The sequence below is a fragment of the Kitasatospora sp. Ki12 genome (genome assembly GCF_054601375.1).
In genome coordinates this window covers 859,781-872,858 of the sequence record NZ_BAAIHT010000001.1, presented here as the reverse complement: position 1 = coordinate 872,858, position 13,078 = coordinate 859,781, and the positions used below count along the sequence as shown (strand labels likewise).

Annotated in this window: 13 protein-coding genes; 5 read left to right on the top strand and 8 right to left on the bottom strand. The window is 71.4% G+C overall.

The features are described from left to right. Positions 1 to 274: 274 nt before the first annotated feature. Positions 275 to 715 (bottom strand): methylmalonyl-CoA epimerase, encoded by a 441-nt coding sequence (gene mce / locus ACYP53_RS03680; protein ID WP_189915752.1) that lies wholly within the window; start codon positions 713 to 715, stop codon positions 275 to 277. 245 nt (positions 716 to 960) lie between these two features. Between mce and ACYP53_RS03675 the strand changes: the two genes are divergently transcribed. Together ACYP53_RS03675 and meaB are read left to right on the top strand one after the other, a co-directional pair. Then, a complete protein-coding gene (locus ACYP53_RS03675) occupies positions 961 to 2,154 on the top strand; it encodes an acetyl-CoA C-acetyltransferase (protein ID WP_459646626.1) in 1,194 nt (397 codons plus the stop codon). A gap of 81 nt (positions 2,155 to 2,235) precedes the next feature. Further along, entirely contained in the window at positions 2,236 to 3,192 is a 957-nt protein-coding gene (gene meaB, locus ACYP53_RS03670; RefSeq protein ID WP_189915754.1) for a methylmalonyl Co-A mutase-associated GTPase MeaB, read from the top strand. Positions 3,193 to 3,304: 112 nt separating this feature from the next. Here the strand turns inward: meaB and ACYP53_RS03665 are convergent, their stop codons facing one another. The 5 genes from ACYP53_RS03665 to ACYP53_RS03645 form a co-directional block, all read right to left on the bottom strand. Then, positions 3,305 to 3,820, bottom strand: coding sequence for a MarR family winged helix-turn-helix transcriptional regulator (locus ACYP53_RS03665; protein ID WP_189915755.1), 516 nt, complete (start codon positions 3,818 to 3,820; stop codon positions 3,305 to 3,307). Between the two features lie 40 nt (positions 3,821 to 3,860). Further along, positions 3,861 to 4,670 (bottom strand): AIM24 family protein, encoded by an 810-nt coding sequence (locus ACYP53_RS03660; protein WP_459647948.1) that lies wholly within the window; start codon positions 4,668 to 4,670, stop codon positions 3,861 to 3,863. Between the two features lie 251 nt (positions 4,671 to 4,921). Then, positions 4,922 to 5,572 (bottom strand): AIM24 family protein, encoded by a 651-nt coding sequence (locus ACYP53_RS03655; RefSeq protein WP_189915757.1) that lies wholly within the window; start codon positions 5,570 to 5,572, stop codon positions 4,922 to 4,924. Then, complete coding sequence (locus ACYP53_RS03650; RefSeq protein WP_189915758.1) at positions 5,572 to 6,210, bottom strand: AIM24 family protein; 639 nt, start codon at positions 6,208 to 6,210, stop codon at positions 5,572 to 5,574. The genes ACYP53_RS03655 and ACYP53_RS03650 overlap by 1 nt, the downstream gene beginning before the upstream one ends. Positions 6,211 to 6,313: 103 nt before the next feature. Next, a complete protein-coding gene (locus tag ACYP53_RS03645) occupies positions 6,314 to 7,111 on the bottom strand; it encodes a DUF2127 domain-containing protein (RefSeq protein ID WP_459646625.1) in 798 nt (265 codons plus the stop codon). 305 nt (positions 7,112 to 7,416) lie between these two features. On the opposite strand from ACYP53_RS03645, the gene ACYP53_RS03640 reads away from it, so the two are divergent. Continuing rightward, positions 7,417 to 7,728: a DUF3817 domain-containing protein gene (locus ACYP53_RS03640; RefSeq protein ID WP_229928526.1), complete on the top strand. Its 312-nt coding sequence runs from the start codon at positions 7,417 to 7,419 to the stop codon at positions 7,726 to 7,728. Between the two features lie 145 nt (positions 7,729 to 7,873). On the opposite strand, the gene ACYP53_RS03635 is transcribed toward ACYP53_RS03640, so the two are convergent. Continuing rightward, positions 7,874 to 9,499 carry a M4 family metallopeptidase gene (locus tag ACYP53_RS03635; RefSeq protein ID WP_189915760.1) on the bottom strand — a complete coding sequence of 542 codons (1,626 nt, stop codon included), beginning with the start codon at positions 9,497 to 9,499 and terminating at the stop codon, positions 7,874 to 7,876. Between the two features lie 439 nt (positions 9,500 to 9,938). Next, positions 9,939 to 11,558: a M4 family metallopeptidase gene (locus ACYP53_RS03630; RefSeq protein WP_229928527.1), complete on the bottom strand. Its 1,620-nt coding sequence runs from the start codon at positions 11,556 to 11,558 to the stop codon at positions 9,939 to 9,941. A 486-nt stretch (positions 11,559 to 12,044) separates the two neighbouring features. Between ACYP53_RS03630 and ACYP53_RS03625 the strand changes: the two genes are divergently transcribed. Together ACYP53_RS03625 and ACYP53_RS03620 are read left to right on the top strand one after the other, a co-directional pair. After that, positions 12,045 to 12,581, top strand: a complete 537-nt coding sequence (locus ACYP53_RS03625; protein ID WP_189915762.1) for a MarR family winged helix-turn-helix transcriptional regulator — start codon at positions 12,045 to 12,047, stop codon at positions 12,579 to 12,581. 76 nt (positions 12,582 to 12,657) lie between these two features. Continuing rightward, complete coding sequence (locus ACYP53_RS03620) at positions 12,658 to 12,999, top strand: DUF3817 domain-containing protein (protein ID WP_459646624.1); 342 nt, start codon at positions 12,658 to 12,660, stop codon at positions 12,997 to 12,999. The last annotated feature ends 79 nt before the right edge of the window (positions 13,000 to 13,078 follow it).

The window sequence follows — 13,078 nt, the reverse complement described above, 5'->3', positions numbered from 1 at the left end:
TCCGTCTAGCGACTGTTCAGCCGTGCCCGCGTAATGGACTCCCCTTGCGACGGGCCGACCGCCGCAGGGCGGACGGGCCAGTCTTCGGCCGTGCCCGTCGCCTCCGTCCCCCGGAGTCTTCGCGCACCTGGGCATTGTAGTGGGCCCGCACCGCGGGGGAATGGCCGCATGGGGGTTTTCCGGCTCTTCCGGCCAGGTTACTGACGGGTCATGACCGACGGGCCGTCGGGTGCCGCCGGAGCGTGCGGCACCCGGGGGGCGATCCGGTGGACGATCAGTGCTCCTCGTGGGCGTTCTGTGCGGAGGTGACCAGCTCGGTCAGCACCCCGCCGCAGTCCTTCGGGTGCAGGAAGGTGATCCGCGATCCCATCGAGCCGATCCGCGGCTCGTCGTAGAGGACCCGGACGCCCTTGCCGCGGATCGCCTCGGCGTCGCCGTCCACGTCGGCGGTCCCGAAGGCGATGTGGTGCACGCCCTCGCCGTTCTTCTCCAGCCACTTCGCGACGGTGGAGTCGGGCCGGGTGGGCTCCAGCAGCTGGAGGTACGAGGCGCCGCCGTCGTCCGTCCCGTTGATCCTGAGCATGGCCTCGCGGACGCCCTGCTCCTCGTTGACCTCGGAGTGGAAGACCTCGAAGCCGTAGGTGGCGCGGTAGAACTCGACCGTCTTGTCGAGGTCTCGGCAGGCGATGCCGATGTGGTCGATCCGGGTCAGCACGGGGACCTCCGGTGGGTAGGGGACAAGGGTGGCACCCAGTGCAGCGCATGGCCCGCGGCGGACGCCAGTGCCGGACGTGCGAGCCTGCTCACACGCTGCGGGGTTCACCCGGACCGCGTCGGCACGGTGTTGACTGGAGGGTGCCAGTGCGCTCGATCACACCGTCGCTCCGGTGACGGGCGGGTAACAGGTCAGTACATTGAGCGCATCCTCACCTGGCCACGACGTGCGAAGGGGCCCGTCCCATGACCAACACCACCTCTGTGATCGTTGCCGGTGCACGGACCCCGATGGGTCGCCTGCTCGGATCCCTCAAGGGCTTCTCCGGTGCCGAGCTCGGCGGCGTCGCCATCAAGGCCGCCCTGGAGCGGGCCGGCATCACGGGGGACCAGGTCCAGTACGTGATCATGGGCCAGGTGCTGCAGGCCGGCGCCGGCCAGATCCCGGCCCGCCAGGCCGCCGTCAAGGCCGGCATCCCGATGAACGTGCCGGCGCTGACCATCAACAAGGTCTGCCTCTCCGGCCTGGACGCCATCGCGTTGGCCGACCAGCTGATCCGCGCCGGCGAGTTCGACGTCGTCGTGGCCGGCGGCCAGGAGTCGATGACCAACGCCCCGCACCTGCTGCCGAAGTCCCGCGCGGGCTTCAAGTACGGCGCGATCGAGATGCTCGACGCCATGGCGCACGACGGCCTGACCGACGCCTACGAGAACATCCCGATGGGCGAGTCCACCGAGAAGCACAACGCCCGCCTCGGCATCCCGCGCGAGATCCAGGACGAGATCGCCGCCGCCTCGCACCAGCGGGCCGCCAAGGCGCAGGCCGACGGCGTCTTCGAGGCCGAGATCGTCCCGGTCGCCATCCCGCAGCGCAAGGGCGAGCCGGTGCTGTTCAGCCAGGACGAGGGCATCCGCGCGGACACCACCGTCGAGGGCCTGGCCAAGCTGCGCCCGGCCTTCACCAAGGACGGCACGATCACCGCCGGCACCGCCTCGCAGATCTCCGACGGCGCCGCCGCGGTGGTCGTGATGAGCAAGGCCAAGGCCGAGGAGCTGGGCCTGACCTGGATCGCCGAGATCGGCGCGCACGGCAACGTGGCCGGCCCGGACAACTCGCTGCAGTCGCAGCCGTCCAACGCGATCAAGCACGCGCTGGCCAAGGAGGGGCTGGAGGTCGCCGACCTCGACCTGATCGAGATCAACGAGGCGTTCGCGGCCGTCGCGTACCAGTCCTCCAAGGACCTGGGCGTCTCCGCGGACATCGTCAACGTCAACGGCGGGGCGATCGCGCTCGGCCACCCGATCGGCATGTCCGGTGCCCGGGTGGTGCTGACCCTGGCGCTGGAGCTGCAGCGCCGTGGCGGCGGGGTCGGCGCGGCCGCCCTGTGCGGCGGCGGTGGCCAGGGTGACGCGCTCATCGTGCGCGTCCCGAAGGCCTGATCAGCTGATCTGATCTTCGGGGCTGCGGACCGCCACAAGCGGTCCGCAGCCCCTTCGGCGTCCGCACCCTAGGAGCTCCTGATGATCGATGTCCCCACACTGGTCGAACAGGCCCGGGAGGGCAGGCCGCGGGCCGTCGCCCGGCTGATCACGCTGGTCGAGAACGCCGCCCCGCAGCTGCGGGAGGTCATGGCCGCGCTCGCGCCGCACACCGGCCGGGCCTACACCGTCGGCCTCACCGGCTCGCCCGGCGTCGGCAAGTCCACCTCCACCTCGGCGCTGGTCTCCGCCTACCGGCGGCTCGGCAAGCGGGTCGGGGTGCTCGCCGTCGACCCGTCCTCGCCGTTCTCCGGCGGCGCGCTGCTGGGCGACCGGGTCCGGATGCAGGACCACGCCACCGACCCCGAGGTGTTCATCCGCTCGATGGCCACCCGCGGCCACCTCGGCGGACTCTCCTGGGCGGCGCCGCAGGCCCTGCGGGTCCTGGACGCGGCCGGCTGCGACGTCATCCTGGTCGAGACCGTCGGCGTGGGGCAGTCCGAGGTCGAGGTCGCCGCCCAGGCCGACACCACCGTGGTGCTGCTGGCCCCCGGCATGGGCGACGGCATCCAGGCCGCCAAGGCCGGGATCCTGGAGATCGGCGACCTCTTCGTGGTCAACAAGGCTGACCGGGACGGCGCCGACGCCACCGCGCGGGAGCTCAACCACATGCTGGGCCTCGGCGAGGCCCGCGAGGCGGGGGACTGGCGCCCGCCGATCGTGAAGACCGTCGCCGCCCGCGGCGAAGGCGTCGACGAGGTGGTCGAGGCGCTGGAGAAGCACCGTGCCTGGCTGGAGGAGCACGGCGAACTCGCGATGCGGCGCCGCCGCCGGGCGGCCGAGGAGATCGAGGCCATCGCCCTCGCCGAACTGCGCGCCCGGATCGGCGACCTCCGCGGGGACCGCCACCTGGCCGCGCTCGCCGAACGCGTCGCCGCCGGCGATCTCGACCCCTACGGCGCCGCCGACGAACTCGTCGCCGGCCTCACCCAGACCTGAGCCACCCCGGCTCTGTCACGCCGTCGCCGCTTCGGGGCGGTGGGGCCGGTGCCGCGGAGGGCGGGGCCGTGGTGGTGTCCACGGCCCCGCCCTCCGGGGGAGCGGGTGGTGCCTACGGGCGGCCGCGGAGGCCGCGGAGGTGGTCGGCGATCGGGGCGAGGGCCTCGAACATGGCGTCGAGCTGTTCGGGGGTGAAGCGGTCGATGAAGTGGGCCCGGACGCTGCGCACGTGGTCCGGGGCGACCCGCTGCATGGTTTCCCAGCCCTGCTCGGTGAGGTGGGCGTAGAGGCCGCGCCGGTCGCCGGGGCACTCCTGGCGGAGGACGAGGCCGGCGTTCTCCATCCGGGTGATCTGGTGGGAGAGCCGGCTCTTCGACTGCAGCGTGGCGGTCGCGAGGTCGGTCATCCGCATCCGGCGGTCCGGGGCCTCGGAGAGCACGACGAGGATCTCGTAGTCGTTGATGGCCAGGCTGTGGGGCTGGAGTTCGCGGCTGAGCTGGTACTCCAGCAGCTTGGAGACCTCCAGATGGGCGCGCCACATCCGCTGCTCCCTGGCGGACAGCCAGGGAGTTTCCTCCTCGGGCTGCGACGGAGGGTTGTCCGCAGTGTCGATCGTGTGCGTATCCATGGGACCTAGCATAGCCGATTTAGTTCAATCTTGTACGACTTTACAGGCCGAAACGTCGGCCGAGGTCGCCCAGGTTACCCAGCCCCGGGATGTTGGGGTTGCCGCCGCCGTGGCCGCCCGTGCCCGGCTGGGACGGCACGCCGCCGACCGGGACGCCCGCCTCGGCCCCGACCTGGCCCACCGACCGCTCCGCCATCAGCTTCTCGCTGGACTGCAGCAGCACCTGCCCGGCGCCGATGAACTCGAACTGGTGCTCCTCGCCGGAGGCGCCGCCGATGCCGGTCAGCCGCCGGATGCCGCCGATCAGCCCGTGCATGTAGTCGTGGTCGTAGTGGTGGCACGGCGCCGGGCAGTCCGCCCAGCCGACCAGCGCCTGCGGGTCCACCCGGATCGGCGGCTCCACGAAGTGCACCGGCCCGTTGGAGGCGGCGACGAACCGGCCGGTGCCGATCAGGGTCAGGAAGCCCGGGATGATCGACTGCTTGAGCCGCAGCGTCGGGTCGAAGGCGAGCAGGTTGCCGGAGCGGACGGTCAGGTTTCCGTCCTCCAGGTCGTACGAATTGAGGTCGAACGCCCGGTCGGCCAGCAGCAGTTTGCCGCGGCCCTCGGCGACCACCCAGTCCGACGCGTGCATCGGCGAGTTGAAGTGCTGCCCGAGCATCCGGTCGACCATCCCGGCACCGACGCCCTTGAAGGTGATGTCGCCGTAGTAGGCGACCATCTTGCCCTTCTGCAGGAAGTAGGACCCGTTCAGCTCAACCGAGAAGGCGTACGGGTTGACGTTGTCGTTGACCGGCAGGCTGTACACGTCGTGCACCACCGGGCCCGCGCCGCCCTGGGTGGTCGGCAGCGGGGCGACCGGGCCGCCGAACTGCTCCTGGGCGTACGACTGCTGGGGCTGCTGGGGCGGGGGCGTCGGGTAGCCGCCCTGCTGGGGGTAGCCTCCCTGCTGCGGGTACCCGCCCTGCTGCGGGCCGCCCGGCGCCGGGTAGCCCGGCTGCGGGCCGTAGCCCGGCGGGGGCGGCTGCGGGACGGCGAAGCCCGGCTGGGTCTGCTGGTCGTGCGGCGACTGCCCGTACGGGGGCTGCGGCGGGTAGGACATCAGAGCTTCTCCTCGCTCGCCTGGACGTACACCGCGCCCTGCCCGGACAGCTCCAGCTGGAACGCCTCGCCCGAGCCGCGGCCGATCATGTCGCGCCAGCCGAGCGCGGTGGACAGCTTGTTGCGGACGTCGCCGCGGTGCGCCACGTACGCCTGCGGGTCGACGTGCACGTCCTGGCCGGGGACGATCGGCAGCTCGAAGACGCCGCCGTGCGCCATCACCGCGACCGAGCCGTTGCCCTCCAGCTTGGTGGTGAACAGGCCCTGCCCGGTGACCTGGCCGCGGACCATGCCCATCACCCCGCCCTGCGAGCCCATGAACATGGTGGACTGGCGCAGCGTGCCCTCGAAGGCGAGCAGCCGGTCCGCCTCGACGTACAGGGTGTCGCCGAAGAGGTCGATCACGTGGACGTGGTGGCCGCCGTGGCCGAACATCACCCGGCCCTGGCCCTCGACGGTCATCAGCGGGGTGTCCTCGTTGGCCACCCGGCGGCCGATCATCGACATCACGCCGCCCTGACCGCCGGTGATGTTCGGCGTGAAGCGGACGTCGCCGCTGTACGCGAGCATCGCGCCGCGCTGGCTGAACAGCCGCTGACCGGGCACCACCTGGGCCTCGACCATCTTGCCGTTGATCTTCGTGAAGCCCATCAGACGTCACCTCCGATGGTGATCTTCTCGGAGGGCTGCACGTACACCAGGCCCTCGCCGGTGAACTCGACCTGGACGGCCTCGCCGCCGCCCTCGCCGATCACCGTCGTCCAGCCGGCGCCCGACTTGAGGCTGCGGTGCAGGTTGCCGGTGTGGGCGACGTACGCGCCCGGGTCCACCCGCAGCGGCATGCTCTTGTCGACCCGCAGGATGATGGCGGGTCCGTTGGAGGTGAGGGCGGCCCAGCCGTGCCCCTCCACCTTGGTGGTGAACAGGCCGTTGCCGGAGGACATGCCGTTGAGGCCGGTGAAGCTGGTGCCGGTGTGCAGGGCGGACTCGGTGCAGAGCAGGTTGTCCGCCTCGACGTACAGCGCCTCGCCGTTCAGCCGGACGAGGTTGATCTCGGTGGCCTTGTCGGCGAAGTAGCAGGTGCCCTGGCCCTTCACCTCCATGACGGTCATCTTCTCGCCGGTGAGCCGGCGGGCGACCATGCCGCGCAGGCCGTCCCCGCCGCCGGTCAGCTTCTTGAAGGCCATCTGCCCGGTGTAGGCGACCATGGCGCCGTGTCTGGCCTTGACGGCGTCCCCGCCCAAGTCGACGGCGAGCACTCGCGATCCCTGGAGTCTGAACTGTGCCACGGCCGCAATCTAGCCGCTGCGGCCGTGGCCCGGGGAGAGCGCGGGGCCGGACTGGTACCGGGCTGGGACAAAACCGCCGGTCAGTGCCGGGACGAAAGGCCGGTCAGTGCCGGGCGTGCGCGCCGTGTCCGGGGTGCGGAACCGTGCCGGCCGCCTGCTCGACCTCCAGCAGCGAGGCCGAGTGGCGCTCCGCCTCGAAGGCCACCACGCCGCCGCGCAGCCCGAACAGGCGCTTGGAGAGCATGATCCACAGGACCGCGGCGATGTTCAGCACCAGGGTGCAGATCTTCACCGCGCTGACGTGGTGGCTCAGCTCGTAGCCCTCCAGCGGCAGGAAGGCCGCGGTGGCGACCACGGTCAGGTACTCGGCCCAGCGCTTGTTGAGCCAGAGGCCGACCGCCTCGACGATCTCGATCACGGCGTAGGCGAGCAGCGCGCCCGCGACGATCAGCAGGGTGCTCTTCTTGAAGTCGAAGGTCTTGCGGATCGTCTCGACGATCGGGGCGTGTTCGAGGTCCCAGTGGAAGTGGTCGGTGACCGGCCGGAAGACCGTCAGGTTCTCGTCGAAGACCCGGTGCACCGCGTCCTGGCTGTTGGAGAACTTCCACACGGCCCAGGCGACCACGATGATCAGCAGCCCGCGCAGCACCCGCTCGACGGCGAGGAAGCGCAGGATGAAGAGGTCCCGCAGCGCCTTGCCGCGCGGCACCAGCGGCGCGTCCCCGGCGGGGCCGGTGCCGTGCGGGGCGCCGAGCGCGAAGTCGCCGCAGCGCAGGCAGCGCCAGGCGTCGCCGACGGCGGTGGCGGCGTGCAGCCGGGACGCCAGCTCGGGCTCGGTCGGCGCGTAGGTGATGTGGCCGCGCTTGGCGCAGGTCCTGCGGTCCCAGTCGCGCTTGAACATGTGCTGACTACCCCCGTGGCGTGATGCTTCCGGCGCCCGGATCGGTGGGGCGCGCGGGCAGCAGGATAGGGGGTCCCGGTGACGGGCGGCCGTGCTCGGCCGTGTTCCGGCACACAGCTGTGACACGGAGGCCCCGGGCGGGGAGCGGGGCCGGCTGAGGAGGGAGGCGGGTGCTGTGAGATCGGGCACGGAGCCCACCCCCGGCCGGGGAGTCGGACGTGTGCTCGGTGATAATGGCCGGAAAGGCTTGTGAGTCGCTTCACAAGCGTGCCCGCGCCGCCGACCCCCGTATCGAGGTATCCCACGTGAACAGCAGCGCCGTCCACCGCCTGCGCCTGGTCTCCGGCCCCGAAGGGGTCTCGTTCGTCCTGCTGCTGATCTGCTCGGTGCTGAAGCGGACCACGTCCTTCGACGGCGTCCCGGTGATGGGCATGGTCCACGGGATCCTGTTCATCCTGTACGTGGTCTTCTGGATCCAGGCCTGGCAGTCGCAGAAGTGGGACGCCAAGCGCGGCGTCCTGCTGTTCGTGCTCTCGGTGCTGCCCGGCGGCGGCTTCGTCGCGGAGCGGATGCTCGGCCGCGAGGAGCGCGGCGAGCTGAAGGCCGCCACCGCCTGACCGCGGCTCGCGAAGCGGACGGTCGACAGGCTGCCGCGGCCTCCTCTCCCAAAGGGCCGCGGCAGCCTGTCGCCGTTTCTTACCGGGGATGGTCCGGGGTGCGCCCCGGGCGGCTCGCGTTCCCGCCCGGGGCGCCGGTGGGTCGCTAGTTGACGTTCACGGCGCTCCAGGCCGCCGCCACGGTCTTGTACTCGGTGCTGGTGGTGCCGTACAGGTCGCCGGCGGCCTTGAGGGTCGCGGTGCGGGCGGCCTTGTAGTTGGTGGTGGAGGTCATGTAGACGGTCAGCGCGCGGTACCAGATGGCCGCCGCCTTGGTCCGGCCGATGCCGGTCACCGTCGAGCCGTTGGAGGTCGGGCTGTTGTAGCTGACGCCGTTGATGACCTTGGCGCCGCTGCCCTCCGAGAGCAGGTAGAAGAAGTGGTTGGCGACGCCGGAGGAGTAGTGGACGTCCTTGTTGCCGACGGTGGAGGACCAGTAGTCGGCCGAGGCGCCGTCCTTGGAGGGCTTGTCCATGTAGCGCAGCGGGGTGCCGTTGCCGTTGATGTTGAGCTTCTCGCCGATCAGGTAGTCACCGGGGTCGGCGGCCAGGTTGGCCGACCACTCGACCATGGTGCCGAAGATGTCCGAGGTGGCCTCGTTGAGGCCGCCGGACTCGCCGGAGTAGATCAGGCCGGCGGTGGCGGAGGTGACGCCGTGGCTCATCTCGTGGCCGGAGACGTCGATGGCGGTCAGCGGGTGGGTGTTGCCGGAGCCGTCGCCGTACGTCATGCAGAAGCAGGAGTCGTCCCAGAACGCGTTCACGTAGTTGGTGCTGTAGTGGACCCGGCTGGCGGCGCCGACGCCGTTGTTCTTGATGCCGCTGCGGCCGAAGGTGTTCTTGTAGTAGTCCCAGGTGGCGGCGGCGCCGTACTGGGCGTCCACACCGGCGGACTCCCGGTTGGACGGCAGGCCGTTGCCCCAGGAGTTGGTGGTGTTGGTGAACAGCGTGCCGCTGCCCGAGGTGCCGCCCTTGAGGTCGGTGGTGGACTGGTTGCCCCGGGAGGCGTCCTTCAGCTGGTAGCTGGAACCGCTCTGGGTGGTGGTCAGCGTGACGGTGCCGACGTTGACGCCCTTGCCGGTGCCGGTCGCGGTCTGCACGTGCTCCTGGCTGGAGAGCACCTGGCCGGTGGCCGCGTCGGTGACGACGTCCTGGCGGCTCGGGGTGCCGTCCGCCCGCTCGCCGGTGACCACCGTGCGGTGGGCCAGCCGCGGGGCGCCGTCGGCCGCCCAGACGACCAGCTCGGCCGCACCGGCGCCGTCGACCCGGCTGAGCGCCGCCTCGTCCTCGTCGGCGGCGATGCCGACCGTCGCGCGCACCGCGGCGGTGGCCCGCTCGGCGGCCTGGCCCGCGGCGAGGCCCGGGGTGAGGGAGGGTACGGACAGCCGGCCGGCGAAGGCGCGGTCGACCGAGCCGACCGTGCCGTCGGCCTTCTGGTGGACGACCAGGTCGCCGCCGATCACCGGCAGGCCGGCGTAGGTCCGCTCGTACCGGAGGTGACGGGTGCCGTCCCGGTCCACCACGACGTCCTTGGCCACCAGCTGCTCCTGGCCGCCGAGGGCCAGGGCCTGCGCGACCGGGGTGCTCTGCCCGGCGGCGAACGCGAGCAGCGCGGACTGCTGCTGCCCGGGCGCGGGGGCGGCGGCCTGGGCGGGGGCGGCGGCGATCTGGACGACGCCGGCCAGCAGGGCGGTGGCGGAGAGTACGGCTCCGACAGTCAGCTTTCGTTTCATGGACAGGGGGTTCCTTCCACGAGACCCGCGGGTGCGTGCGGGTGCGCCGCGTACCGGGGCGTCGGGGTTGACGCCGTGGGGCGGTAGGGCGCGGACGTGCTGCTCCCGTGCGGTTCCTGACGCTCCGCCTGATGGGTGGGGGTGACGGAGGTCGGACGGGACCTGGTCAGAAGCATGACAATTGTTGGCAGTAATGGACAGGCCGCGTACGGGGATTGGCCAGGAATCGCCAGTCCCGGTACGGATGGTTCGGTTGCCGCCGGTTGCCCGGTATGGGCTGTTCGTCCCCCTGGCGGGACTCCGCCAGCCGGTCGGCCTTGACGGGCCGGAGGCAGGCGGACGCCCGGGCACCCTCGGGCGGCCGGACGCCCGGAGACAGGCGGACGCCCGGGGCCTGCCCTCCGCGGGCCCCGGGCGTCCGGTCAGGCTGCGCCGTACGTCAGTTGACGTTGACGGCGGCCCAGGTGGCGGCGACCGCGTTGTACTCGGCGCTGTTCGCGCCGTACAGGTCGGTGGCGGCCTTCAGGGTCGCCGTGCGGGCGGCGGCGTAGTTGGTGCTGGAGGTCATGTAGGTGGTCAGCGCCTTGTACCAGACCTGCGCGGCCTTGTCCCGGCCGATGCCGGCGAGGGTCGAGCCGTTGGAGGTCGGGCTGTTGTAGTTGACGCCGTTGATGGTCTTGGCGCCGCTGCCCTCGGCGAGCAGGTAGAAGAAGTGGTTGGCCACGCCGGAGGAGTAGTGCACGTCCAGGTTGCCGACCGAGGGGGACCAGTAGTCGGCCGAGGAGCCGTCCTTGGAGGGCTGGTCCATGTAGCGCAGCGGCGTGCCGTCGCCGTTGATGTCGATCAGCTCGCCGATCAGGTAGTCCGGCTTGTCGGCGGGCAGGTTGGCGTAGAACTCGACCATGGTGCCGAAGATGTCCGAGGTGGCCTCGTTGAGGCCGCCGGACTCGCCCGAGTAGTTCAGGTTGGCGGTGGCCGAGGTGACGCCGTGGCTCATCTCGTGGCCGGCCACGTCCAGCTCGGTCAGCGGGTGGGTGTTGCTGGTGCCGTCGCCGTAGGTCATGCAGAAGCAGCTGTCGTCCCAGAACGCGTTGACGTAGTTGCGCCCGTAGTGGACCCGGCTCGCCGCGCCGACGCCGTTGTTCTTGATGCCGCTGCGGCCGAAGGTGTTCTTGTAGAAGTCCCAGGTGGCGGCGGCGCCGAACTGGGCGTCCACGGCGGCGGACTCCGCGTTGGAGGACAGGCCGTTGCCGAAGCTGTCGGTCGAGTTGGCGACCAGGGTGCCGGAGCCGGAGGTGCGGCCCTTCAGGGTGTAGGTGGCCTGGCCGCCGCGGCTGGCGTCCTTCAGCTGGAAGCTGGAGCCGCTCTGGGTGGTGGTCAGCGGGACGGTGCCGACGAAGACGCCCTTGCCGGTGCCGGAGGCGGTCTGCACCTCCTCGTGGGTGGAGAGCACCTGGCCGCTCGCCGCGTCGGTGACCAGCAGCTGGCGGCTCGGGGTGCCGTCGGCGCGCTCGCCCTCGACGGTGGTGCGGTACGCCAGGCGCGGGCTGCCGTCGGTGGCCCAGACCACGAGCTCGGCCTTGCCGGTCTGGTGCACCGCCGTCAGCGGGGCCTCGTCCTTGTCGGCGGTGACGCCGACGGTGGACTGGACGGCGCCGGTGGCCTGGGCCGCGGCCTTGTCGGCGGGGATCTGCGGGGTGAGGCTCGGCAGGGCGATCGTCGCGCCGGTGGCCTTGTCCACGGAGGTGGTCGAGCCGTCCGCCTTCTGGTGCACCACGAGGTCGCCGCCCAGGACCGGGAGCCCGGCGAAGGTGCGCTCGTAGCGGAAGTGGCGGGTGCCGTCGGCGTCCACCAGGGCGTCCTTGGCGACCAGCTTCTCCTGGCCGCCCAGGCCCAGGGCATGCGCCACCTTGGCGGCCTGGCCGTTGGCCAGGGCGATCAGGTCGGCGGCCTGGGAGTGCGGGGCCGGGTCCGCGATGGCCGCGGTGCTGGCCTGGACGACGCCCGTGAGCAGGGCGGTGGCGGAGATGACGGCGACTGCGGCGAGCTTTCGCTTCACGGACGAGTCCTTCCGGAGAACCGCGTGTGGGCGCGGTCGCACCTCGTCCCGGGGGCCGGGTTCGGCACCTTCGGGGCGGGACGGGCGCTGACGTGCAGGGCCCCGGGCTTCGCCACCGGTGGGTGGGGGTGGTGGCTGTCGAACGGGGTTGGCGGAAAGCATGACAATCGAGCAAATCAAATGACAGGTCTTGCTCATGGATTGGCCAAGTCCCGCCAGAACGAAGCAATGTGAACGGACGGACGAACCGGGCGAATCACCCCGCCTTGCAGCGGGTTACCGTCCGAACCGAGGCCTGCCGGCACGGCATTGGCGGGATCGGCGGTCAACCCCGGTGCGCCGCACCCCCGTTGCCGCCCGTTCACACCGGTGCAATGTCCTGGTATGGACCTGGCCGCCCCAATGGCGGGATCCCGCCACGCGTCGCACTTGTCCACCATCAGGACGGCTGGTAGCGCCGGTAGCGGGCGCCGGTACGGTAAGGAGGTGGCCAAGCCCCTCGCTCTCGACTTCGACCCGATCGCCCGCGCCGACGAGCTGTGGACCCGCCGCTGGGGCGGAGTCCCCTCGATGGCGGCGATCACCTCGATCATGCGCGCCCACCAGATCCTGCTGTCCCGCGTGGACGCGGTGCTCAAGCCGTACGGGCTGACCTTCGCCCGCTACGAGGCGCTGGTCCTGCTGACCTTCAGCCGGACCGGCGAGCTCTCGCTCTCCAAGATCGGCGAGCGGCTGATGGTCCACCCGACCAGCGTGACCAACACCGTCGACCGCCTGGAGCGGGCCGGCCTGGTCGCCCGCCGCCCCAACCCGCTGGACGGCCGCGGCGTGCTGGCCGCGATCACCGACCGCGGCCGGGAGGCGGTCGAGGAGGCCACCCGGGAGCTGATGGCGATGGAGTTCGGGCTGGAGGAGTACGGCCCCGACCAGTGCCGCCAGGTCTTCGAACTGCTCAGGCCGCTGCGCGTCGCGGCCGGCGACTTCGCCGAGCCGGACGAGGGGGCTGCGAAGCGGCGGCCGTGAGGACGGCTACCCTCGTGGGAGCGGTGCGCGGATCCGGGCGTACCCGCGGAAACTGCCGAGCGAGGCGAGGAAGAGTATGAAGGCGACCCCCCTGCTGGGCTGGTACCGGGGCCTGGCCATTGCGACCGGTGTGGCGCTGCTGGTCTTCTGCGGCTTCATGGTCGCGAAGTACGGCTTCGGCCAGGCCGAGGAGGTGACCACCTACGTCGCGATGCTGCACGGCTACCTGTACATCGGGTACTTCGTGGTGACCTTCCTGCTCGGGCAGAAGCTGAAGTGGCCGCTGGGCCGACTGGTGCTGACCCTGGCGGCGGGCTGCATCCCGTTCCTCTCCTTCGTCTTCGAGCGCAAGGTGGCCGGCGAGGCCGCCGAGAGGCTGACGGCGGGCACCGGTGCCCGCCATCCGGCCGGCGTCTGAGCCGAACCCTTCGAGAGCGCCCCTCCCCGATCGCGGGGGAGGGGCGCTCTCGGCGTTCCCGGGCCCGCTCCGGCCGGTG

Bases quoted from the DNA above. Each gene is read 5' to 3' on its own strand.
- ACYP53_RS03635 (WP_189915760.1), bottom strand. From the start codon at position 9,499: ATGAAACGAAAGCTGACTGTCGGAGCCGTACTCTCCGCCACCGCCCTG.
- ACYP53_RS03675 (WP_459646626.1), top strand. From the start codon at position 961: ATGACCAACACCACCTCTGTGATCGTTGCCGGTGCACGGACCCCGATG.
- ACYP53_RS03645 (WP_459646625.1), bottom strand. From the start codon at position 7,111: ATGTTCAAGCGCGACTGGGACCGCAGGACCTGCGCCAAGCGCGGCCAC.
- ACYP53_RS03665 (WP_189915755.1), bottom strand. From the start codon at position 3,820: ATGGATACGCACACGATCGACACTGCGGACAACCCTCCGTCGCAGCCC.
- meaB (WP_189915754.1), top strand. From the start codon at position 2,236: ATGATCGATGTCCCCACACTGGTCGAACAGGCCCGGGAGGGCAGGCCG.
- ACYP53_RS03655 (WP_189915757.1), bottom strand. From the start codon at position 5,572: ATGGGCTTCACGAAGATCAACGGCAAGATGGTCGAGGCCCAGGTGGTG.
- ACYP53_RS03620 (WP_459646624.1), top strand. From the start codon at position 12,658: ATGAAGGCGACCCCCCTGCTGGGCTGGTACCGGGGCCTGGCCATTGCG.